The sequence below is a fragment of the Escherichia sp. MR genome (assembly GCF_005280595.1).
Taxonomy (GTDB): domain Bacteria; phylum Pseudomonadota; class Gammaproteobacteria; order Enterobacterales; family Enterobacteriaceae; genus Escherichia; species Escherichia ruysiae.
On record NZ_SZVK01000060.1, the window covers coordinates 1 to 24,103 of the forward strand.

At 51.9% G+C, this 24,103-nt stretch carries 19 protein-coding genes, 1 tRNA gene and 1 pseudogene; 17 read left to right on the forward strand and 4 right to left on the reverse strand.

What is annotated here, in order from left to right:
• The 9 genes from FC814_RS19415 to dppF form a co-directional block, all read left to right on the forward strand.
• The coding region (locus FC814_RS19415) for a fimbrial protein (protein WP_301546378.1) at positions 1-704 on the forward strand (704 nt) is incomplete at its 5' end.
• A gap of 5 nt (positions 705-709) precedes the next feature.
• Positions 710-1,240 (forward strand): long polar fimbrial protein LpfE, encoded by a 531-nt coding sequence (gene lpfE / locus FC814_RS19420; RefSeq protein ID WP_000269272.1) that lies wholly within the window; start codon positions 710-712, stop codon positions 1,238-1,240.
• A 263-nt stretch (positions 1,241-1,503) separates the two neighbouring features.
• A complete protein-coding gene (gene eptB, locus FC814_RS19425) occupies positions 1,504-3,195 on the forward strand; it encodes a kdo(2)-lipid A phosphoethanolamine 7''-transferase (RefSeq protein ID WP_105290799.1) in 1,692 nt (563 codons plus the stop codon).
• A 91-nt stretch (positions 3,196-3,286) separates the two neighbouring features.
• Positions 3,287-3,363 (forward strand) — tRNA-Pro (locus FC814_RS19430).
• Positions 3,364-4,102: 739 nt separating this feature from the next.
• Entirely contained in the window at positions 4,103-5,710 is a 1,608-nt protein-coding gene (gene dppA / locus FC814_RS19435; protein WP_001222867.1) for a dipeptide ABC transporter substrate-binding protein DppA, read from the forward strand.
• A gap of 307 nt (positions 5,711-6,017) precedes the next feature.
• On the forward strand, positions 6,018-7,037 hold the full coding sequence (dppB, locus tag FC814_RS19445) for a dipeptide ABC transporter permease DppB (RefSeq protein WP_105280328.1): 1,020 nt from the start codon (positions 6,018-6,020) through the stop codon (positions 7,035-7,037).
• A 9-nt stretch (positions 7,038-7,046) separates the two neighbouring features.
• Positions 7,047-7,949 carry a dipeptide ABC transporter permease DppC gene (dppC, locus tag FC814_RS19450; RefSeq protein ID WP_137326334.1) on the forward strand — a complete coding sequence of 301 codons (903 nt, stop codon included), beginning with the start codon at positions 7,047-7,049 and terminating at the stop codon, positions 7,947-7,949.
• A gap of 10 nt (positions 7,950-7,959) precedes the next feature.
• Positions 7,960-8,943 carry a dipeptide ABC transporter ATP-binding protein gene (dppD, locus tag FC814_RS19455; RefSeq protein ID WP_137326335.1) on the forward strand — a complete coding sequence of 328 codons (984 nt, stop codon included), beginning with the start codon at positions 7,960-7,962 and terminating at the stop codon, positions 8,941-8,943.
• A complete protein-coding gene (gene dppF / locus FC814_RS19460) occupies positions 8,940-9,944 on the forward strand; it encodes a dipeptide ABC transporter ATP-binding subunit DppF (RefSeq protein WP_000107037.1) in 1,005 nt (334 codons plus the stop codon). Before dppD ends, dppF begins: the two co-directional genes overlap by 4 nt.
• Positions 9,945-9,973: 29 nt before the next feature.
• Here the strand turns inward: dppF and FC814_RS19465 are convergent, their stop codons facing one another.
• The gene (locus FC814_RS19465; RefSeq protein WP_137326336.1) at positions 9,974-11,245 is read right to left on the reverse strand and encodes an aromatic amino acid transport family protein; all 1,272 of its coding nucleotides are present in this window, start codon (positions 11,243-11,245) and stop codon (positions 9,974-9,976) included.
• Between the two features lie 481 nt (positions 11,246-11,726).
• Here FC814_RS19465 and FC814_RS19475 point away from each other — a divergent pair, with 481 nt between their 5' ends.
• Positions 11,727-11,834: a type I toxin-antitoxin system toxin Ldr family protein gene (locus FC814_RS19475; RefSeq protein ID WP_000141666.1), complete on the forward strand. Its 108-nt coding sequence runs from the start codon at positions 11,727-11,729 to the stop codon at positions 11,832-11,834.
• A 373-nt stretch (positions 11,835-12,207) separates the two neighbouring features.
• Positions 12,208-12,315 carry a type I toxin-antitoxin system toxin Ldr family protein gene (locus FC814_RS19485; protein WP_000141666.1) on the forward strand — a complete coding sequence of 36 codons (108 nt, stop codon included), beginning with the start codon at positions 12,208-12,210 and terminating at the stop codon, positions 12,313-12,315.
• Positions 12,316-12,400: 85 nt separating this feature from the next.
• Here the strand turns inward: FC814_RS19485 and bcsG are convergent, their stop codons facing one another.
• From bcsG to bcsE, 3 genes are read right to left on the reverse strand one after another with little or no spacing between them, the layout of a single operon-like run.
• On the reverse strand, positions 12,401-14,080 hold the full coding sequence (gene bcsG / locus FC814_RS19490; protein WP_000191562.1) for a cellulose biosynthesis protein BcsG: 1,680 nt from the start codon (positions 14,078-14,080) through the stop codon (positions 12,401-12,403).
• Positions 14,077-14,268: a cellulose biosynthesis protein BcsF gene (bcsF, locus tag FC814_RS19495; RefSeq protein ID WP_000988318.1), complete on the reverse strand. Its 192-nt coding sequence runs from the start codon at positions 14,266-14,268 to the stop codon at positions 14,077-14,079. The genes bcsG and bcsF overlap by 4 nt, the downstream gene beginning before the upstream one ends.
• Entirely contained in the window at positions 14,265-15,836 is a 1,572-nt protein-coding gene (gene bcsE, locus FC814_RS19500) for a cellulose biosynthesis c-di-GMP-binding protein BcsE (protein WP_001205753.1), read from the reverse strand. The genes bcsF and bcsE overlap by 4 nt, the downstream gene beginning before the upstream one ends.
• A gap of 258 nt (positions 15,837-16,094) precedes the next feature.
• On the opposite strand from bcsE, the gene bcsR reads away from it, so the two are divergent.
• From bcsR to FC814_RS19530, 6 genes and pseudogenes are all read left to right on the forward strand, one after another.
• Positions 16,095-16,283, forward strand: a complete 189-nt coding sequence (gene bcsR / locus FC814_RS19505; protein WP_001063311.1) for a cellulose biosynthesis protein BcsR — start codon at positions 16,095-16,097, stop codon at positions 16,281-16,283.
• Between the two features lie 11 nt (positions 16,284-16,294).
• Entirely contained in the window at positions 16,295-17,047 is a 753-nt protein-coding gene (gene bcsQ, locus FC814_RS19510; protein ID WP_000279496.1) for a cellulose biosynthesis protein BcsQ, read from the forward strand.
• On the forward strand, positions 17,044-19,662 hold the full coding sequence (gene bcsA / locus FC814_RS19515) for a UDP-forming cellulose synthase catalytic subunit (protein ID WP_000025928.1): 2,619 nt from the start codon (positions 17,044-17,046) through the stop codon (positions 19,660-19,662). Before bcsQ ends, bcsA begins: the two co-directional genes overlap by 4 nt.
• A 10-nt stretch (positions 19,663-19,672) precedes the next feature.
• A complete protein-coding gene (bcsB, locus tag FC814_RS19520; RefSeq protein ID WP_137326337.1) occupies positions 19,673-22,012 on the forward strand; it encodes a cellulose biosynthesis cyclic di-GMP-binding regulatory protein BcsB in 2,340 nt (779 codons plus the stop codon).
• A gap of 6 nt (positions 22,013-22,018) precedes the next feature.
• Complete coding sequence (bcsZ, locus tag FC814_RS19525) at positions 22,019-23,125, forward strand: cellulose synthase complex periplasmic endoglucanase BcsZ (RefSeq protein WP_024165122.1); 1,107 nt, start codon at positions 22,019-22,021, stop codon at positions 23,123-23,125.
• Positions 23,107-24,103 (forward strand): annotated as a pseudogene (locus FC814_RS19530) (tetratricopeptide repeat protein); the annotation flags it as partial. The gene bcsZ and the pseudogene FC814_RS19530, both read left to right, overlap by 19 nt.

The following is a 24,103-nucleotide window of genomic DNA, read 5'->3' on the forward strand; positions in this document are numbered from 1 at the left end:
CTGATAGAAACAGAAGCCACTGGAGCACCTCAAAAACACCATCATACACTAAATCAGTAAGTTGGCAGCATCACCAAGACTGTAAAGGTAATAATCTGGGGCAATTTGGCAGTAATGGCTATCTGTCATTTTATATAGCAAAGCCTGTTCAGGGTGAGGTGGAAATTCCCTACACGCTTATTGCAACAATGTATGCCTCAAAGAAAAAAAATACATACAGGGATCCACTTTCTACGGTCAGTATTGCAGGAAAATTGACCTTTACACAAGGCTGTAAAATTGACGCCGGTACGGTATTGGATGTCCCCTTCGGCGAGTACCCATCTTCGGCATTTAAAAATAAAAAAGGAACCATTCCAGTTGGAGGCACTGAAAAAGAGATTAACCTCCAGTTCGATTGTGAAAATATTACCGATGGCATTCAGGTATCTCTAAGGATTGAAGGAAACACAAGTCAGGCTGACGAGCGTGCCATCGATATGGGTAACCCAGACATTGGTGTGTTGGTTATGGATCCAAACGGCAATGTCTTAAGGCCTAACGATACCAACAGCAGTGTTAACTTAAACCTCGGTTCGAACGATTCCCAACAACATCGCGATGCAACAATTAAACTGAAAGCAGCACCAATCAGCACGACCGGAAATGCTCCAGCGGCAGGGCAATATAGTGGGGTTGCAACAATCTTTCTGGATATGGATTAGTCATCATGTGGAGAAATAGTATACGTTGCCTGTTACCCTTTTTAGCTCTGGCATATTTTCCCGGCGCTGAAGCCAAAATAAGCCTCGGTGAAGCAGGAAAACTGACGTTTTCTCTTTCAGTCGTGGCCAAAGGGTGTGAGTTTGAAGCCGCTGATTTAGAAGTTGTCATGGGGAAAATGATGTTAATGAAGCCAGTCACGGTCGGAAGAGTCATAAACGAAAAAAATTTCGTAATCGAATTAAAAGATTGTGACGGAATATCAAAAGCTAAAGTAACAATGGACGGCCTTCCTGACACCAATGATAACTCTCTTTTTGCTCTGGATGCCGGAGGCGCAACGGGAATAGCCCTACAAATTGTTGACGGCAAGGGCACAAAACAGATTCCGAAAGTCGCTGGTGGAACGGCGATAGAGTGGCCAGTAAATGGAACAACAACCCAACTGAACTACAAAGCGAGTTATGTCGTTGTAAACGCCAATGCAACGTCTGGACATGCAAATGCCATGGTCAATTTCTCCGTGGAGTATGAGTAACCAGCTTCGGACTTTTGGCAGAAAAAGAGGAGATTACTCCTCTTTTTTACAAGAACAGTTAATTATTGGTCTGCATTCTGACTTGCTTTTTGTAAATATCTGTAGCTAAAACTCACTTCATTGCCACTTTTCCTTCTCTCTGTGGTCTACTTAACGACATGAGCAGGGGATGGCGTTCACTACTCCTGCATTTTTTCCTGATACTCCCACTGCAAAAACGGAGTGCTGGATATTTTTTCCCCTTTATCCCAGGGTTTGTTTGCATGAGATACATCAAAACGATAACGCAGCAAAAGCTAAGCTTTTTTCTCGCTGTCTATATTGGTTTGTTTATGAATTGCGCAGTCTATTTCCGTCGGTTTGACGGTTACGCGCATAACTTCACTTTTCTTAATGGCGTTTCGGCGGTTATCGAACTAGCAGGGACGGTTCTGGCAACCTTCTTCTTTTTACGCTTAATTTCACTCTTTGGCAGAACGGCCTGGAAAGTGCTGGCTTCATTGCTGGTGCTGATTTCTGCCGGAGCCAGCTACTACATGACATTTATGAATGTCATGATTGGCTACGGGATTGTCGCTTCGGTGATGACCACCGACATTGACCTGTCGAAAGAAGTGGTTGGCTGGACGCTTATCGCATGGGTTGTACTGGTGAGTATTATCCCGTTGCTATTTATCTGGATGAACCGCTCACAAGACACCTTCTGGCGTCAGCTTTGTACCCCGAAAACACGCTGGCGTAGCGCGCTTACTGTGTTGTTAGCGGGCTTGCTGGTATGGGGGCCAATACGTCTGATGGATGTAGCGCAAAAGCGTGCCGATCGCATGGCTGGGGTGGATATGCCTAGTTATGGCGGGGTGTTGGCGAACTCCTATTTACCCTCGAACTGGCTTTCTGCGTTGGGGCTGTATGCCTGGGCGCAAGTGGATGAATCTTCAGACAATCGTTCGCTGATGAATCCGGCGAAAAAATTCACCTATACCCCGACGCAAAATCTCGACGATACCTATGTGATTTTCATTATTGGTGAAACCACGCGTTGGGATCATATGGGAATGTTGGGCTACGAGCGTGATACAACGCCGAAGCTGGCAAAAGAGAAAAACCTGGTTATGTACCGAGGTTATTCTTGCGATACCGCGACTAAATTATCACTACGCTGTATGTTTGTGCGTGAAGGTGGAACGGAAGATAACCCTCAACGTACTCTTAAAGAACAGAACGTATTTGCGGTTCTCAAACAGTTGGGTTTTAGCTCCGATTTGTACGCCATGCAGAGCGAGATGTGGTTCTACAGCAATACCATGGCTGACAACATTGCCTACCGTGAGCAAATCGCGGCTGAGCCACGTAACCGTGGAAAAGCGGTAGACGACATGTTGCTGGTGAATGAAATTGAACGTTCTCTGGAGAAAAAACCAGAAGGTAAGCATCTGATTGTGCTGCATACCAAAGGGTCGCACTACAATTATACTCAGCGTTATCCACGTGAGTTTGCCCAGTGGAAGCCAGAGTGTTATGCAATTGATCGCAAATGTCCAAAAGCGCCGATGATCAACTCATACGATAACTCCATCACGTACGTAGATCATTTTATCGACTCGGTGATCGACAGATTCCGCGATAAGAAAGCAATTGTGTTCTACGCGGCGGATCACGGTGAGTCGATTAACGAGCGTGAGCACTTGCATGGTACACCACGTGAATATGCACCGCCGGAGCAGTTCCGCGTGCCGATGATGGTCTGGATGTCAGATAAATATCTGGAAAATCCGGCCAATGCGCAGGCATTCGCGCAGTTGAAAAAAGAAGCCGATATGAAAGTACCGCGCCGTCACGTAGAGCTGTACGACACCATCATGGGCTGTCTCGGCTATACTTCACCGGATGGTGGAATTAACGAAAATAACAACTGGTGCCACATCCCACAGGCGAAGGCTGTTGCGGCTAACTAAGCGGCCTGCTGACTTTCTCGCCGATCAAAAGGCATTTTGCTATTAAGGGATTGACGAGGGCGTATCTGCGCAGTAAGATGCGCCCCGCATTCGGTGATTGGCGCAGCCTGGTAGCGCACTTCGTTCGGGACGAAGGGGTCGGAGGTTCGAATCCTCTATCACCGACCAATTTAGAAAAACCAGCCTACGGGCTGGTTTTTTGCTTTCTGCGGCCTGAAGAGGATGAGAACCTCCGGGGGCAGGAGGTTCGACTCGACGTAGGCCTGATAAGACGCGCCAGCGTCGCATCAGGCAAATGTGCCGACCCATTGTCGGATGCGGCGCGACCGCCTTATCCCCCCCACACCACACATTTCCCTGCCAAATTTGCGCCCCATATCTCACTATCCATTAACGGATTTGTGACAGAATCCATTGTCTTTTTTTATATTTGCTTAAATCTTTTTTTGCGTTACTTATGGCTGGCGCTGGCATTTTCCGCTGTGCGTTTTAGCGTTCATGGTATTAATCGCTCAGATATCCACCTTTTCCTCAGATTTTTTCATTAAAAGCATAAAACTTAATCACCAATTGTTGCGAAATATTAAGGTGATTGTTCTGGTTATGTTGGGGTAGCACAAATTTCTCTGCTGCAAATAGCGGTTTGAAGTTTTTTTAATCTTTGTTTGTGGATTCTCACCGTTGGTGTAAATCCCGGTTGGCTGTATTGACGTTTTCACATTCTGTTGACAGATTGTAGGTCACGAGGGGCATTTTATGGAGGATCCGCACTGTTACACTGATGTTAATTAGTACGGCATCCCCACCTCATAACGTTGACCCGACCGGGCAAAAAACAAAAAAGGTCAGGCAACGACAACCCACTGCAAAGGGTTAAAACAACAAACATCACAATTGGAGCAGAATAATGCGTATTTCCTTGAAAAAGTCAGGGATGCTGAAGCTTGGTCTCAGCCTGGTGGCTATGACCGTTGCAGCAAGTGTTCAGGCTAAAACTCTGGTTTATTGCTCAGAAGGTTCGCCTGAAGGGTTTAACCCGCAGCTGTTTACCTCCGGCACCACCTATGACGCCTCTTCCGTACCGCTTTATAACCGCCTGGTTGAATTTAAAATCGGCACCACCGAAGTGATTCCAGGCCTCGCTGAAAAGTGGGAAATCAGCGAAGACGGTAAAACCTATACCTTCCATCTGCGTAAAGGTGTGAAGTGGCATGACAATAAAGAATTCAAACCGACGCGCGAACTGAATGCCGATGACGTGGTGTTCTCGTTCGATCGTCAGAAAAACGCGCAAAACCCGTACCATAAAGTTTCTGGCGGCAGCTACGAATACTTCGAAGGCATGGGCTTGCCGGAGCTGATCAGCGAAGTGAAGAAGGTGGACGACAACACCGTTCAGTTCGTGCTGACGCGTCCGGAAGCGCCGTTCCTCGCTGACCTGGCAATGGACTTCGCCTCTATTCTGTCAAAAGAATATGCTGACGCGATGATGAAAGCCGGTACGCCAGAAAAACTGGATCTCAACCCAATCGGCACCGGCCCGTTCCAGTTACAGCAGTACCAGAAAGATTCCCGTATTCGCTACAAAGCATTTGATGGCTACTGGGGCACCAAACCGCAGATCGATACGCTGGTCTTCTCTATTACTCCTGATGCTTCTGTGCGTTACGCAAAATTGCAGAAGAACGAATGCCAGGTGATGCCGTACCCGAACCCGGCAGATATCGCCCGCATGAAGCAGGATAAATCCATCAACCTGATGGAAATGCCGGGGCTGAACGTCGGTTATCTCTCGTATAACGTGCAGAAAAAACCACTAGATGACGTGAAAGTTCGCCAGGCACTGACCTACGCGGTGAACAAAGACGCGATAATCAAAGCGGTTTATCAGGGCGCGGGCGTGGCAGCGAAAAACCTGATCCCGCCAACCATGTGGGGCTATAACGACGACGTTCAGGATTACACCTATGATCCTGAAAAAGCGAAAGCCTTGCTGAAAGAAGCCGGTCTGGAAAAAGGTTTCTCCATCGATCTGTGGGCAATGCCGGTACAGCGTCCGTATAACCCGAACGCTCGCCGCATGGCGGAGATGATTCAGGCGGACTGGGCGAAAGTGGGCGTACAGGCCAAAATCGTCACCTACGAATGGGGTGAGTACCTCAAGCGTGCGAAAGATGGCGAGCACCAGACGGTAATGATGGGCTGGACTGGCGATAACGGGGATCCGGATAACTTCTTCGCTACCCTCTTCAGTTGCGCCGCCTCTGAACAAGGTTCCAACTACTCAAAATGGTGCTACAAACCGTTTGAAGATCTGATTCAACCGGCACGTGCTACCGACGACCACAACAAGCGTGTTGAATTGTACAAACAAGCACAGGTCGTGATGCACGATCAGGCTCCGGCATTGATCATCGCTCACTCCACCGTGTTTGAACCGGTACGCAAAGAAGTTAAAGGCTATGTGGTTGATCCATTAGGCAAACATCACTTCGAAAATGTCTCTATTGAATAATTAAAAGCCGTACAAGACTGATGGCAAAGGCAAAACTGCCTGATGTGCTCCGCTTATCAGGCCTACGAAAATTCTGCAATGTATTGAGTTTGCCAGATTTTGTAGGCCGGATAAGGCGTTCAGTCCGCATCCGGCATGAACAAAGCGCACTTTGTCAACAATCTGCATACCCGGTGGTGCTGTGCCTCTGCGCACAGCGCCATCCGGCAGCAATACTTCATTCCCTGTCCGGCACGGGCGGGAATTGATTGGTGAGCAATACAGACACGCAGTTCCAGGCTGCGGGTCACTATAGAGAATCCGGGTTATGTTGCAGTTTATTCTCCGACGTTTGGGACTCGTCATCCCCACGTTTATCGGTATTACCCTTCTCACCTTTGCCTTTGTTCACATGATCCCCGGCGATCCGGTGATGATCATGGCGGGCGAACGTGGGATCTCCCCAGAGCGTCATGCGCAATTGCTGGCAGAACTCGGCTTAGATAAGCCGATGTGGCAGCAGTATCTCCATTACATTTGGGGCGTTATGCATGGCGATCTAGGCATTTCGATGAAAAGCCGCATCCCGGTTTGGGAAGAGTTCGTGCCACGCTTCCAGGCTACGCTGGAACTTGGTGTTTGCGCGATGATTTTTGCGACTGCGGTCGGTATTCCGGTTGGTGTACTGGCTGCGGTTAAACGCGGTTCCATTTTCGATCACACGGCGGTTGGTCTGGCGCTGACCGGCTACTCCATGCCAATCTTCTGGTGGGGCATGATGTTGATCATGCTGGTTTCAGTGCACTGGAACCTGACGCCTGTCTCCGGTCGCGTGAGCGACATGGTGTTCCTTGATGATTCCAATCCGTTAACCGGTTTTATGCTGATCGACACCGCCATCTGGGGGGAAGACGGTAACTTTATCGATGCCGTCGCCCATATGCTCCTGCCCGCTATTGTGCTGGGTACTATCCCGCTGGCGGTCATTGTGCGTATGACGCGCTCCTCGATGCTGGAAGTGCTGGGTGAAGACTATATCCGCACCGCGCGAGCCAAAGGTCTTACCCGTATGCGGGTGATTATCGTCCATGCGCTGCGTAACGCCATGCTGCCGGTGGTAACCGTTATTGGCCTGCAGGTGGGGACGCTGCTGGCGGGGGCGATTCTGACCGAAACCATCTTCTCGTGGCCCGGTCTTGGGCGCTGGTTAATTGACGCGCTGCAACGCCGCGATTATCCGGTGGTGCAGGGCGGCGTATTGCTGGTGGCGACGATGATTATCCTCGTCAACCTGCTGGTCGATCTGCTGTACGGCGTGGTGAACCCGCGTATTCGTCATAAGAAGTAAGGGAACATCATGTCACAGGTTACTGAAAATAAAGTGATTACTGCACCGGTGCCGATGACCCCGTTACAGGAGTTCTGGCACTATTTTAAACGCAACAAAGGCGCGGTTGTCGGGCTGGTTTACGTCGTCATCGTGCTGTTTATCGCGATCTTTGCCAACTGGATTGCACCCTATAACCCGGCGGAACAGTTCCGCGATGCGCTGCTCGCCCCGCCAGCCTGGCAGGAAGGCGGCAGCATGGCGCACTTGCTGGGCACTGATGACGTCGGTCGCGATGTGATGTCGCGCCTGATGTACGGCGCACGCTTGTCGCTGCTGGTCGGCTGTCTGGTGGTGGTGTTATCGCTGATTATGGGCGTTATTCTCGGCCTGATCGCCGGTTACTTTGGCGGTCTGGTCGATAACATCATCATGCGCGTGGTCGATATCATGCTGGCGCTGCCAAGCCTGTTGCTGGCGCTGGTGCTGGTGGCTATCTTTGGTCCGTCGATTGGTAACGCCGCGCTGGCGCTGACCTTCGTTGCCTTGCCGCACTATGTCCGCTTAACCCGCGCCGCCGTGCTGGTGGAGGTGAATCGCGATTACGTTACCGCTTCTCGCGTAGTGGGAGCCGGGGCGCTGCGCCAGATGTTTATCAATATTCTTCCCAACTGCCTTGCGCCGCTGATTGTTCAGGCGTCGCTCGGTTTCTCTAACGCCATTCTCGATATGGCTGCTCTTGGTTTCCTCGGTATGGGGGCGCAGCCGCCAACGCCGGAGTGGGGCACCATGCTCTCCGATGTGTTGCAGTTCGCGCAAAGCGCCTGGTGGGTCGTGACTTTCCCTGGTCTGGCGATCCTGCTGACGGTGCTGGCATTTAACCTGATGGGTGACGGTCTGCGTGACGCGCTCGATCCCAAACTGAAGCAGTAAGAGGTTCGAGATGGCGTTATTAAATGTAGATAAATTATCGGTGCATTTCGGCGACGAAAGCGCACCATTCCGCGCCGTAGACCGCATCAGCTACAGCGTGAAACAGGGTGAAGTGGTCGGAATTGTGGGGGAGTCTGGCTCAGGTAAGTCGGTCAGTTCACTGGCGATTATGGGGCTGATTGATTATCCGGGCCGCGTAATGGCGGAAAAGCTGGAGTTTAACGGTCAGGATTTGCAGCGTATCTCAGAAAAAGAGCGCCGCAATCTGGTGGGTGCCGAAGTAGCGATGATCTTCCAGGACCCGATGACCAGTCTCAACCCGTGCTACACCGTGGGTTTCCAGATTATGGAAGCGATTAAGGTGCATCAGGGCGGTAACAAAAGTACCCGCCGTCAGCGGGCGATTGACCTGTTGAATCAGGTCGGTATTCCCGATCCGGCATCGCGTCTGGATGTTTACCCGCATCAGCTTTCCGGCGGAATGAGCCAGCGCGTGATGATCGCCATGGCGATTGCCTGTCGGCCAAAACTGCTGATTGCCGATGAACCGACCACCGCGCTGGACGTGACCATTCAGGCGCAAATCATCGAACTGCTGCTGGAGTTGCAGCAGAAAGAGAATATGGCGCTGGTGTTGATCACCCATGACCTGGCGCTGGTGGCGGAAGCGGCGCATAAAATCATCGTGATGTATGCAGGCCAGGTGGTGGAAACGGGCGATGCTCACGCCATCTTCCGTGCGCCGCGTCATCCGTATACTCAGGCATTGCTACGCGCGCTGCCGGAATTTGCTCAGGACAAAGAACGTCTGGCGTCGTTGCCTGGTGTCGTTCCCGGCAAGTACGACCGCCCGAACGGCTGCCTGCTTAACCCGCGCTGTCCCTATGCCACTGACAGATGCCGCGCTGAAGAACCGGTGCTGAATATGCTCGCTGACGGGCGTCAGTCCAAATGCCATTACCCACTTGATGATGCCGGGAGGCCCACACTATGAGTACGCAAGAGGCCACCTCGCAACAACCGCTGTTGCAGGCTATCGACCTGAAAAAACATTATCCGGTGAAGAAAGGTATGTTCGCACCGGAACGTCTGGTGAAGGCGCTGGATGGTGTTTCGTTTAACCTTGAACGTGGCAAAACGCTGGCAGTAGTGGGCGAATCTGGCTGCGGTAAATCGACCCTCGGTCGGTTGCTGACGATGATTGAAACGCCCACCGGCGGCGAGCTGTATTACCAGGGGCAGGATCTGCTTAAGCACGATCCGCAGGCGCAGAAGCTGCGTCGGCAGAAAATCCAGATTGTCTTCCAGAACCCTTACGGTTCGCTGAATCCGCGTAAAAAAGTTGGGCAAATTCTCGAAGAGCCGCTGCTGATCAACACCAGCTTAAGCAAAGAACAGCGTCGGGAAAAAGCCCTGTCGATGATGGCGAAAGTCGGCCTGAAAACCGAGCACTACGACCGCTATCCGCACATGTTTTCCGGCGGTCAGCGTCAGCGTATCGCCATTGCACGTGGTCTGATGCTCGACCCGGATGTGGTGATTGCCGATGAACCGGTTTCCGCGCTGGACGTCTCGGTGCGTGCGCAGGTGCTCAACCTGATGATGGATTTGCAACAGGAACTGGGGCTTTCTTATGTCTTCATCTCCCACGACCTGTCGGTGGTGGAGCACATTGCCGATGAAGTGATGGTGATGTACCTGGGCCGCTGCGTGGAGAAGGGAACGAAGGAACAAATCTTTAATAACCCGCGCCATCCGTATACTCAGGCACTGCTCTCTGCGACGCCGCGCCTGAACCCGGACGATCGCCGCGAGCGCATTAAGCTTACCGGTGAACTGCCAAGCCCACTCAATCCACCGCCGGGCTGCGCCTTTAATGCTCGTTGTCGTCGACGCTTCGGCCCCTGCACCCAGTTGCAGCCGCAGCTAAAAGACTACGGCGGTCAACTGGTCGCTTGTTTTGCTGTTGATCAGGATGAAAATCCGCAGCGTTAACTCACAAAACCGGGGCCATGCGCTCCGGTTTACTCAATCAACTTCAACAGTGGCGACAAGCACAGCAAAATGCCGTAAAAGAGAATCAGCCAGGCTTTAAACCCGCGAAGTTTTTCCAGTTGTGCGACTTTAGAGATCAGGAAAAACGGAATGAGGCACGACACAATGCCATACAACGGACTTCCCATCTGAAAGAACACCAGCACCGATACGCGAAACGAAACCCAAATCGTCAACGTAATGACGATAAAAGCGCAGATCGCCAGAGTCAGCACGCGTGAGTTAATTTTCTTGGTATCAATAATTCGGCTTAACAGATTGAGAATAATGCCTTTAATGGCCTCGTGGAAACCGAGATAAATGCCAAAGAATGCGGTCAGTACGGCAAAGATATTCAGCACCGTAGAGGTGATATGAATGATATGCCCAGGGATCACCTGCGCCGCCAGTGCCAGTGCCGAGATATTTTGTTCAAAGGCAGAAACGGCTTCTTCGTGGCTAATTGAGAAGGTAAACGAAAAGGCAAAAAACAGTATCACCGCGATGAGCGTGATATAACTAATTCGGTGGGTACGCAGCGCGAGCCGGGTTGCCAGTACTTTATCCGCTTCCCGTTTACGATAGGCAATATTCATCGGGTTAAGCACCTGAATAAATACTGCAGAAAAGAAGCAAAAAGGAATAGTAAGCAGAACGTCGCGGAAGAAGACGGAGGCTTGTGGGAACGCGGTTATATTGGCGAAATTCCAGTGCGGGATCATCGCAAAACCGAACACGACAATAATCCCTACTTTGACCACCACCATTGGCCCAGAAATCTTAAACAGTAATCGTTCACCACCAGACGCAATCGCCACCAGTACGGCGAAAATGGCGACTTTATAAAATAGAGATTGAGAAAGATCGGCATCGGTTAAACCGAAGGTTTTCAGGTACGAGGCGCTGTCGAAAACTACGGAGAGGGAATAGATAAAAATTCCGTGGATAATCATCAAAAAGTAGATAACGCCGAGAAATATTCCCCAGTTCTTCCCCAGGTAATGACTGATAATATCGGTGTAGTCATTACAGGATTCACTTTCAGATAGTGTTTTTAAATAAATATCCTGCACTACCCAGGTTGCTGGATAAGCAATAATGGCGGCGGTGATAAATACCCAAATTCCCTTCAGCCCAATTTGAACTGGCATCAGCACCGTTCCGGCACCAATTGCCATTCCTATGCATAATAAAACCCAGCCGAAGTCGTATCGCGTAAATGGTAATTTCTGATCGCGTAGTTGTAATGTGTTGTCCTGCATAAAGTCCTGTCCAGAAAGAAGTCAGCCCCGCAAAGATGGTTATCCCCCGTTTCTCTTGCGCAACAGGCGGAGAAGTCGAATACGCAGTGTGCTAAGAATGAGGCAACAGATTCACCGGGGAGAATCGCGAGGAGGCGCAATTCTACAAAATTGCGCATTTCACTACCAGTCTGGTGTCAGAGCGCGGGTAATGCGTACAGTGAAAATTCTGCAAATATGAAAATAAGCTGGAATGTATCGCGCAAAGTGAAAAACAGGCAGATGCCAGGGGCAGAAAGCGTCAGTAGAATCAGCCGCAAGCCGGAGGGTTCCGGTGAGGCGCAATGTTGCGGGGGCTTAATCCCTGGTGGCATTGGTTGCTGGAGAGAGAAAACCCCCGCACGTTGCAGGTATACACCTGACAACATCACGGGGGCTAATCTTGAACCTAGACCGCTCAAGAATAGCCGCGAAACGTTGTCATTACAACACAGGCGGCTATATGACGTTCGCGCAGTTAGGCATGGCCTTCTGGCACGATTTAGCGGCTCCGGTCATTGCTGGCATTCTCGCCAGTCTGATCGTGAGCTGGCTGAATAAGCGGAAGTAACGTGTTGTGCGGGCGTCGGCTGCCGTAATGGCAATTTGCGCCCGGAACAGGCCGCAGGGGTAAAACTCTGCGGCCTTTTTCGTAAGAAAAATGCAACGGCTGCAAGCCGGTAATATTCTGCGGAACGCACTGCACAGAGTGAAGAAGTGATGGATTTCGAAGCAGAAAAACAGTCGTAGAATCAGCGGCAAGCCGGAAGAGTCCGGTGAGGCGCAATGTTGCGGGGGCTTTATCCCTGGTGGCATTGGTTGCTGGAGAGAGAAAACCCCCGCACGTTGCAGGTATACACCTGACAATATGACGGGGGCTAATCTTGAACCCAAACAACTCAAGAATAGCCGCGAAACGTTGTCATTACAACACAGGCGGCTATATGACGTTCGCGCAGTTAGGCATGGCCTTCTGGCACGATTTAGCGGCTCCGGTCATTGCTGGCATTCTCGCCAGCCTGATCGTGAGCTGGCTGAATAAGCGGAAGTAACGTGCCGTGCGGGTGTCGGCTGCCGTAATGGCAATTTGCGCCCGAACCAGGCCGCAGGGGTGAAACTCTGCGGCCTTTTTCGTGTTTATTGCGGGTATGGCACCCAATCGCCACCGTTCAGGCGAACGTACGGTTTATCCTGATATTGAATCACCACCGCGTTTGAGTTCTCGGATACCGGTGCTGTTTGTGGCAATCCGCTGGTGAGTTTTTTCCAGTCAACATTGTCTTCGGTGAAAATTTTACCGTCGAGAACGCGAACCACCAGATCAGAAATTGCCAGGAAACTGCTTGGTTGGTCGATGACAATCGGTGCCCCCTGGTGTGGTGCCTTCATACCGAAGAATTTCACGCCAACGGGGACGTCTGTGATAGACGGGCTAGGGATATCACGTAAGCCAGATACCTGCATTCTGTCGCCCTTCAGCGCGCCGCCGTGTTCTGGCACCACTACCACCATCACTTTACGACCCGATTTCTCCAGTTCAGTAAAGAATGCATCCAGTTCATCAAAGAACTTCTGCGCCCGCGCTTTGTAATCCGCTGTTTTGCTGACGCCCGGATAATGGTTGCCATCGTGCAGTGGAAGCGTGTTGTAGAACGTGGCACTACGGCTGTTTTTATCTTTTTCAGTAACGTCCAGCCAGCGGTTAAGTACGGCGGTATCGTCATAAACCGGCGAACCATCAAAGCCCAGCAAAATAACCGGCAGATTCGTTTGATCCATCAATTCTGTCTGCATACCGCCATTTTCGCGCACTTCTTTCAGGAAGCCGCCGAATTGACCGTTATGCCCCATCATCAGATGCTGGGTAAAGCCCAGTTTTGACAAGTTATCGAACAGATAGCAGTCATTATTGGCTGGTTGGTACAGATTGGTGTGCGAAGTTTGTCCACAGCTGGCGCGCAGCAGACGAATCGCCGCCGGGCCGCTGTATGAGGTCGCAGAGTTGAAATTCTTGAACTCAATATCGAAATGCGACCATAACGGATGCGACATTAACCCGGCAGCTTCAATGTCCGACCAGGAGAGTGAGCAGATGTTGATGACCAGCAATTCAAATGGCTGTGCATCTGCCGGAAGCGCGGATGGGAAGGTCGATTTACGTTTCGCTTCGGCGTTATAGAAATTATTCAGCCATGCATTAAGATTCGCGGTTGTCGGCGGCGCGGTTTGCGCAGGCATATCACCCACCACCGGCGTACCGCCTGCGGCTGCGACCGTTGCCGCTGCATTACCGCCCGTCGTTGTCACCGTCGTGGTCGGTTGACCGGCAGGCCACAGGGAGAAACTTGGTCCAGCCAGAGTAAGTACGTTCAGCCATACCAGAATAGCGACGACAAATATGGTGATACGAATCCATTGTGACAGGAACAACCACGCCACTAACAATACAAAAATGGCTCCGATCATCTGCCAGTTAATAAAGCGAGTAACGAGGTCGATTAAATAATCGCTACTGAAACCAGCCACCTGCGAACCCTGACTCATGATGCTTTCCGGGCCTGGCAGCCAGGTGTCATGCCAGAACAATGCAAAACCGATTGGCAGGGCTATCCAGTGGCGTAGACGGTGCAGGCTATAGCGCGGAATAGGCATTAGCAGAAACGCGGCAAACACCAGGTTAAGCAGCGGATGGAAGTTAAGATATCCCGCCCATAACAGGCCAAACTTGACCAGAAAATAGAAGTTCCAGCCAGAAAGGCCGCGCCAGTATTGCCAGAGGGAAGAAGGCATAGCGGTGTTTTGGGTAAATTGAGTCATTTTTTGGTTGCCCTGGCTTTTTCCGCACGGCGTAATGTACCGGCCGGTTTTACATAACGAGGTTTAGCAAATAACAAACGCAAAGTGTCACGAATACGCCGTAGAGAATGCCGCGCCAGATAGCCCAGCGGGAAAAATATCAGTGCGCAAACGATAATAATTTCAACGATATCGCTGATGGTCATCATGATGAACGCTCCACAGCATCATCCAATAATCGCAGTGGTTCAGGTATGCGTCGCCAGTTGCGACCATCGTGTTCGGCATTGATGACTGGCGTGGAACCCTGCGTTAAAGGCAGCGGCATACCCCATTGTTCCGGGGCGAGTAAACGCATTTGCACCAGCTCGGCGCTGATTTGGTCATCTTCAAACCAGACCATGCGGTTAGAGAAAATGTCGCCAGTAGGTAGTGGGAAGATATGATTCAATGCGGTATCCAGATCGTTAATCCGGCAGAAAGAGAGGAACAGCACCAGTCGATTGCCGCCAATCGTCATAATATCGCCGGTACGATTAGGGCGACACAGCGTCAGAGCTTGTTCAACGCGAATGCCAGGCACCGGGCGCAGAGCCACCAGAACGCCTTTGCCGTGAGCGGGTAACAGGGTGTTATTCATCATATTATTGACCGCGTCACAGAATACATCCCACTTCTGGAATCCCCGCAGTTTAATCGGCTGAGTCATCGACAACAGTGTGGTGATATCTTCCGGTACATAGCGGCTGAACTTCTGTCCCTGCACGCTTTCAATCATTGTCAGACAGCGAGAGAGCGGGGCGTTCCATGGAATAACCATATTTGCGCCGCAGGCCAACAGTAAACGTTCGTCGGTGGCGCGCAGGCTGGCAATATTTTCCCGCACGAGGATTTTCAACGCGCTACCACGCTGGCGACGCAATGTATGAATACTGCGGGCCAGCGGTTCAATTTGCCCATTTTGCTGCAAAGAGAACACGACCGTCGCGGCCTGAGAGGTACGTGCTTCATTGAACAGCGTTTCGTTATTGTCGAATAGCTTCCAGTGTTCCGATAGCGGTGGCGCGCCTTCCAGTACGGCAATATTACTGAGAATACGTTTTTCATCGCTGCGTGGTTGGATCTCCGCCTCTTCGCGCTGAACTAACGCCCAGACGCCATTTTGATGCTGGACGGTCAGTTGCTGACGGGCGCTGACGCCTTTTTCGTTACACCAAAAAGCGATATCCAGCAGATGCTGATCGCCCTGAAAACGCAAACTGGCAAGTCCAAAAAGCGAACGATACTCCTCCAGTAACAATGAAAATTGTTTATCGTTATTATTTCCGGGATTAATTACCAGCAGTGAACAATGGTTTAGCCTGCACCATTTATTCATTTTTTCCAGCCATAGGCGAAGGCGCTCGGCAGAAATGTTTTGCCATGCGTTATTTGCGCAAACAAGAATGAACAGGTAATTATTGGGAACAACTGAACATTGTAAATCACGGGGCAAATAGTATAGACCTTTTTCATGATTTAGCATTGAAAATAATTTTATTTTTTCTGGTCCTTGAGAATCATCTAATTTGAAAATTTTCTCGGGATCGCTATCCATGCTAATGACCGCGACTTGCGCGGTTTCAGCTTGAGAAGCCATCGTTTGATTCACCAGGCTAATAGCATCTTCTTGACGATCGACGTTAAACCACCAGACGCCGCCTGCTGGCATATGTCGCAGCTCATCCCACAAGGATGAGATACCGATAGAGAATACGGGGTCCACAGTGTCCCTCAAGTCGCCATTTTGTCTGATTATCAGCTTACTAGCGAAAGCTAAGAAATAAACCTACCATTGAAATTAAAACTTATCAGATTTAGCATGTGAATCAATTTAACAGGCCAGAAACCTTGTGATATCAGCCTTTTCGTTTTTTAGTTTTTCTGTTGCGTAACGGAAAGTCAAAAAATGAGCGGGTTTCTGTGCTGCCGTTAGCAATAAAGCGGCGAAATTGTCTTACTGTGTAATATGTTTATTTCATAGGGATCAACCATAATGAATAACAACGAACCCGATATTCTGCCTGATCCCGCGATAGGCTATATCTTCCAGAATGATATTTTGGCGTTAAAACAGGCTTTTTCACTGCCTGATATTGATTATGCCGATATTTCCCAACGAGAACAGTTGGCTGCGGCATTAAAACGTTGGCCGTTATTGGCTGAGTTTGCGCAAAAAAAGTAGGGGTGTGGTGAATGGCCGTTCTGGGATTGCAGGGGATGCGGGGTGGCGTGGGGACGACAACGATTACCGCCGCGTTAGGCTGGTCATTGCAAATGTTGGGAGAAAATGTCCTGCTGGTGGATGCCTGCCCGGACAATTTGCTGCGCCTGTCATTCAACGTTGATTTTTCTCACCGCCAGGGCTGGGCAAGAGCCATGCTGGATGGCCAGGACTGGCGTGATGCCGGGCTACGCTATACCTCACAGCTCGATCTGCTGCCCTTTGGTCAACTGACTCTCGAAGAACACGAGAATCCCCAGCACTGGCAAACACGGCTGGGCGAGATTTGCACCGGTATTCAGCAACTAAAGACCAGCGGACGTTATCAATGGATTTTGATCGATTTACCACGCGACGCCTCGCAGATAACGCATCAAATCATGAGTCTGTGCGATCACACCCTGGCGATCGTCAACGTGGATGCCAACTGTCATATTCGGCTGCATCAGCAGGCACTGCCCGCTGGCGCGCATATTTTGATTAATGATTTTCGTGTCGGCAGCCAGGTTCAGGACGATATTTACCAGCTATGGTTGCAAAGCCAGCGGCGCTTGTTGCCAATGTTGATCCATCGTGATGAAGCGATGGCTGAATGTCTGGCGGCCAAACAACCGTTGGGCGAATACCGTAGCGATGCGTTGGCGGCAGAAGAAATTCTGACGCTGGCGAACTGGTGTCTGTTGAACTATTCCGGGCTGAAAACGCCAGTCGGGAGCGCATCATGAGTATCCTGACCCGGTGGTTGCTTATCCCGCCGGTTAACGCACGTCTTATCGGGCGTTATCGGGAATATCGTCGTCATGGCGCGTCGCCTTTCAGCGCGACGCTCGGCTGTTTCTGGCTGATCCTTGCCTGGATTTTTATTCCGCTGGAGCACCCACGCTGGCAGCGTATTCGTGCGCAACATAAAATCCTGTTCCCTCATATCAACGCCTCGCGCCCGCGTCCGTTGGATCCTGTGCGCTATGTCATTCAGACCTGCTGGTTGCTGGTCAGTGCTTCGCGCAGAGAAACGCCGAAACCGCGCTGGCGGTCGTTTTCACGCTTGCAGAATATTCGTGGGCGTTATCATCAATGGATGGATGAATTGCCGGCTCGCTTCAGCCATAACACGCAACATCTTGATGAGAAAAAAGAGCTGGGACATCTGAGCGCCGGAGCACGGCGTTTTATTCTTGGCATCATTGTGACATTCTCGCTGATTCTGGCGCTGATTTGCGTCACCCAGCCGTTTAACCCGCTGTCGCAGTTTATCTTCCTGATGTTGCTGTGGGGTGTGGCATTAATGGTACGGCGAATGCCGGGACGCTTCTCTGCACTGATGCTGATTGTGCTGTCGCTGACCGTCTCTTGCCGTTATATCTGGTGGCGCTACACCTCCACGCTGAACTGGGATGATCCGGTCAGTCTGGTGTGCGGCTTAATTCTGTTGTTCGCCGAAACCTACGCATGGATTGTGCTGGTGCTCGGCTACTTCCAGGTCGTATGGCCGCTGAATCGTCAGCCCGTACCGCTGCCGAAAGATATGTCGCTGTGGCCGTCGGTGGATATTTTTGTGCCGACGTACAACGAAGATCTCAGCGTGGTGAAGAACACTATCTATGCCTCGCTGGGTATCGACTGGCCGAAAGACAAGCTGAACATCTGGATCCTCGATGACGGTGGCAGGGAGGAGTTTCGCCAGTTTGCGCAAAACGTTGGGGTGAAATATATCGCCCGTACCACTCATGAACATGCGAAAGCGGGCAATATCAACAATGCGCTGAAATATGCCAAAGGCGAGTTTGTGTCGATTTTCGACTGCGACCACGTGCCAACGCGCTCGTTCCTGCAAATGACCATGGGCTGGTTCCTGAAAGAAAAACAACTGGCGATGATGCAGACGCCGCACCACTTCTTCTCGCCAGACCCGTTTGAACGCAACCTGGGACGTTTTCGTAAAACGCCGAATGAAGGCACGCTGTTCTACGGTCTGGTGCAGGATGGTAACGATATGTGGGATGCCACCTTCTTCTGCGGTTCCTGTGCGGTGATCCGCCGTAAGCCGCTGGATGAGATTGGCGGTATTGCCGTCGAAACGGTAACCGAAGATGCGCACACTTCTTTGCGTTTGCACCGTCGTGGCTACACCTCCGCGTATATGCGCATTCCGCAGGCGGCGGGGCTGGCTACCGAAAGTCTGTCGGCGCATATCGGTCAGCGTATTCGCTGGGCGCGCGGGATGGTGCAAATCTTCCGCCTTGATAACCCGCTCACCGGTAAAGGGCTGAAGTTCGCGCAACGGCTGTGCTACGTCAACGCCATGTTCCATTTCTTGTCGGGCATTCCACGGCTGATCTTCCTGACTGCGCCGCTGGCGTTCCTGCTGCTTCATGCCTATATCATCTACGCACCTGCGTTGATGATCGCCCTGTTTGTGCTGCCGCATATGATCCATGCCAGCCTGACCAACTCCAAGATCCAGGGCAAATATCGCCACTCGTTCTGGAGTGAAATCTACGAAACAGTGCTGGCATGGTATATCGCACCACCGACGCTGGTGGCGCTGATTAACCCGCACAAAGGCAAATTTAACGTCACCGCCAAAGGTGGCCTGGTGGAGGAAGAGTATGTCGATTGGGTGATCTCGCGACCGTACATCTTCCTCGTACTGCTCAACCTGGTTGGTGTCGCTGTTGGCATCTGGCGTTACTTTTACGGTCCGCCAACCGAAATGCTCACCGTCGTCGTCAGTATGGTGTGGGTGTTCTACAACCTGATTATTCTCGGTGGCGCGGTAGCGGTATCGGTTGAAAGTAAACAGGTTCGTCGTTCGCATCGTGTTGAGATGACGATGCCAGCGGCAATTGCCCGCGAAGATGGTCACCTTTTCTCCTGCACCGTTCAGGACTTCTCCGACGGTGGGTTGGGGATCAAAATCCACGGTCAGGCGCAGATCCTGGAAGGGCAGAAAGTGAATCTGCTACTCAAACGCGGTCAACAGGAATACGTCTTCCCGACCCAGGTGGCACGCGTGATGGGTAACGAAGTCGGGCTGCAATTGATGCCGCTCACCACCCAGCAACATATCGATTTTGTGCAGTGTACGTTTGCCCGTGCGGATACATGGGCGCTCTGGCAGGACAGCTACCCGGAAGATAAGCCGCTGGAAAGTCTGCTGGATATTCTGAAGCTCGGCTTCCGTGGCTACCGCCATCTGGCGGAATTTGCACCTTCTTCAGTGAAGGGCATTTTCCGTGCGCTGACTTCTCTGGTTTCCTGGGTTGTTTCGTTCATTCCGCGCCGCCCGGAGCGGAGCGAAACGGTACAACCATCGGATCAGGCTTTGGCTCAACAATGATGATAACGCGATGAAAAGAAAACTATTCTGGATTTGTGCAGTGGCAATGGGGATGAGCGCATTCCCCTCTTTTATGACGCAGGCGACGCCAGCAACGCAACCACTGATCAATGCTGAGCCAGTTGTTCCTGCCCAGACGGAACAAAATCCGCAGGTGGGGCAGGTGATGCCGGGCGTGCAGGGAGCGGATGCGCCAGTCGTTGCGCAGAACGGCTCTTCGCGCGATGTGAAGCTGACCTTTGCGCAAATCGCGCCGCCGCCGGGCAGCATGGTGCTGCGAGGTATCAACCCGAACGGTAGCATTGAGTTTGGTGTGCGCAGCGACGAAGTGGTGACGAAGGCGATGCTCAATCTCGAATACACGCCATCGCCGTCATTGCTGCCAGTTCAGTCGCAGTTAAAAGTTTATCTCAATGATGAACTGATGGGCGTGCTGCCAGTGACTAAAGAGCAGTTGGGTAAAAAGACGCTGGCGCAAATGCCGATTAACCCACTGTTTATTACCGACTTCAACCGCGTGCGGCTGGAGTTTGTCGGTCATTATCAGGATGTGTGCGAAAACCCTGCCAGCACAACGCTCTGGCTGGATGTCGGACGCAGTAGCGGACTGGATCTGACGTATCAATCACTGAATGTGAAGAATGACCTGTCGCACTTCCCGATTCCATTCTTTGACCCACGCGATAACCGTGCCAACATCTTGCCGATGGTCTTTGCGGGCGCGCCGGATGTTGCGCTGCAACAGGCTTCCGCCATTGTTGCCTCGTGGTTTGGCTCGCGCTCTGGCTGGCGTGGGCAGAACTTCCCGGTACTCTATAACCAGCTTCCCGATCGCAATGCGATTGTTTTTGCGACTAACGACAAACGCCCGGACTTTCTGCGCGATCATCCGGCGGTAAAAGCCCCGGTGATTGAGATGATCAACCACCCGGAAAATCCTTACATCAAACTGCTGGTGGTGTTTGGTCGTGACGACAAAGACCTGTTGCAGGCAGCGAAAGGTATCGCCCAGGGCAATATTTTGTTCCGTGGCGACAGCGTCGTGGTGAATGAAGTCAAACCGCTGCTGCCGCGTAAGCCATACGATGCGCCGAACTGGGTGCGTACCGATCGTCCTGTCACCTTTGGTGAACTGAAAACTTATGAAGAGCAGTTACAGTCCAGCGGTCTGGAACCGGCAGCGATTAACGTTTCGCTAAATCTGCCGCCAGATCTCTACCTGATGCGTAGTACCGGTATTGATATGGATATTAATTACCGCTACACCATGCCGCCGGTGAAAGACAGCTCGCGGATGGATATCAGCCTGAACAACCAGTTCCTGCAATCATTTAACCTGAGTAGCAAACAGGAGGCGAACCGCCTGCTGCTGCGTATTCCTGTGTTACAAGGTTTGCTGGACGGCAAAACGGATGTCTCTATTCCGGCGTTGAAGTTGGGGGCGACCAACCAGCTGCGCTTCGACTTTGAGTACATGAACCCGATGCCGGGCGGATCGGTGGATAACTGTATTACCTTCCAGCCGGTGCAGAACCATGTGGTGATTGGCGACGACTCCACTATCGACTTCTCGAAGTATTACCACTTCATTCCGATGCCGGATCTGCGCGCGTTTGCCAATGCGGGCTTCCCGTTCAGCCGGATGGCGGATCTGTCACAAACCATCACCGTAATGCCGAAAGCGCCCAACGAAGCACAGATGGAAACCTTACTGAATACCGTTGGCTTTATCGGCGCGCAGACGGGCTTCCCGGCGATTAACCTGACCGTGACCGATGATGGCAGCACCATTCAGGGGAAAGATGCCGACATCATGATCGTCGGCGGAATCCCGGACAAATTAAAAGACGACAAGCAGATTGACATGCTGGTACAGGCCACCGAAAGCTGGGTGAAAACGCCAATGCGCCAGACGCTATTCCCGGGTATTGTGCCGGACAAAAACGACCGTGCGGCAGAAACTCAGTCAACGCTGACCTCTTCTGGCGCGATGGCAGCGGTGATTGGCTTCCAGTCACCGTATAACGACCAGCGCAGCGTGATTGCTCTCCTGGCCGACAGTCCGCGCGGTTACGAAATGCTTAACGATGCGGTGAACGATAGCGGCAAACGCGCCACCATGTTCGGCTCGGTAGCGGTGATCCGTGAATCTGGTGTTAACAGTTTGCGGGTCGGCGACATCTATTACGTTGGTCATCTGCCGTGGTTCGAACGTTTGTGGTATGCACTGGCTAATCACCCGATTCTGTTGGCGGTGCTGGCGGCAATCAGCGTGGTATTGCTGGCCTGGGTACTGTGGCGTCTGTTGCGTATCATCAGCCGTCGTCGTCTTAACCCGGATAATGAGTAATTGATGATGAATGTTTTGCGTAGTGGAATTGTGACGATGCTGCTGCTGGCTACCTTTAGTGTTCAGGCAGCCTGCAGTTGGCCTGCCTGGGAGCAGTTCAAAAAGGATTACATCAGTCAGGAAGGGCGCGTCATCGATCCCAGCGACGCGCGCAAAATTACCACCTCCGAAGGGCAAAGCTACGGCATGTTCTTTGCCCTGGCGGCTAACGACCGTGCGGCTTTCGATAACCTTCTCGACTGGACGCAGAATAATCTTGCCCAGGGCTCATTAAAAGAACATTTGCCCGCCTGGCTATGGGGCAAGAAAGAGAATGCGAAGTGGGAAGTGCTGGACAGCAACTCAGCTTCTGACGGCGATATCTGGATGGCCTGGTCACTGCTGGAGGCCGGTCGATTGTGGAAAGAGCAACGTTATACTGACATCGGCAGCGCGTTGTTAAAACGCATTGCGCAAGAGGAAGTGGTGACTGTGCCGGGGCTGGGTTCCATGCTGTTACCGGGCAAAGTGGGTTTTGCCGAGAATAACACCTGGCGTTTTAACCCGAGTTATCTGCCTCCGACGCTGGCGCAGTATTTCACCCGCTTTGGTGCACCGTGGACCACGTTGCGCGAAACGAATCAACGTTTATTGCTGGAAACCGCCCCGAAGGGCTTTTCGCCAGACTGGGTACGCTATGAGAAAGACAAAGGTTGGCAGTTAAAGCCGGAGAAAACGCTGATCAGCAGTTACGACGCTATTCGCGTCTATATGTGGGTTGGCATGATGCCCGACAGCGATCCGCAAAAAGCGCGGATGCTCAACCGGTTTAAACCGATGGCGACATTCACCGAGAAAAACGGCTATCCGCCGGAGAAAGTCGATGTCGCTACGGGTAAAGCGCAGGGTAAAGGGCCAGTCGGTTTTTCTGCGGCTATGTTGCCATTTCTTCAGGATCGTGATGCCCAGGCCGTACAGCGTCAGCGTATTGCCGATAACTTTCCTGGTAGTGATGCCTATTACAACTATGTGTTGACCCTGTTTGGACAAGGCTGGGATCAACACCGTTTCCGCTTCTCGACAAAAGGTGAGTTATTACCTGACTGGGGCCAGGAATGCGCAAATTCACACTAAATATCCTTACGCTTTCCCTCGGTCTGGCCGTGATGCCGATGGTCGAGGCGGCACCAACCACCCAGCAACAGTTGCTGGAACAGGTTCGTGTGGGCGAAGCGACCCACCGCGAAGACCTGGTGCAGCAGTCGCTGTATCGTCTGGAACTTATTGATCCGAATAACCCGGATGTCGTTGCCGCCCGTTTTCGCTCTCTGTTACGCCAGGGCGATGTTGATGGTGCACAAAAACAGCTCGACCGATTGTCGCAATTAGCGCCGAGTTCAAATGCGTATAAATCATCGCGTACCACAATGCTGCTTTCCACGCCGGATGGTCGCCAGGCACTGCAGCAGGCACGATTGCAGGCGACTACCGGTCATGCGGAAGAAGCCGTGGCGGGTTACAACAAACTGTTCAACGGAGCGCCGCCAGCAGGTGACATTGCCGTCGAGTACTGGAGTACGGTAGCGAAAATTCCGGCTCGCCGTAGCGAAGCGATTAATCAGCTAAAACGCATCAATGCGGATACGCCGGGCAATACGGGGTTGCAAAATAATCTGGCGCTATTGCTGTTTAGCAGCGATCGCCGTGACGAAGGTTTTGCCGTCCTGGAACAGATGGCGAAATCGAACGCCGGGCGCGAAGGGGCCTCTAAAATCTGGTACGGGCAGATTAAAGACATGCCCGTGAGCGACGCCAGCGTGTCGGCACTGAAAAAATATCTCTCTATTTTTAGCGATGGCGATAGTGTGGCGGCTGCGCAATCGCAACTGGCAGAACAACAAAAGCAACTGGCCGATCCTAATTTCCGCGCCCGTGCGCAAGGTTTAGCGGCGGTGGACTCTGGCATGGCGGGTAAAGCCATTCCCGAACTACAACAGGCGGTGCGGGCGAACCCGAAAGACAGTGAGGCTCTGGGGGCGCTGGGCCAGGCATATTCTCAGAATGGCGATCGTGCTAATGCGGTGGCGAATCTGGAAAAAGCCCTCGCGCTGG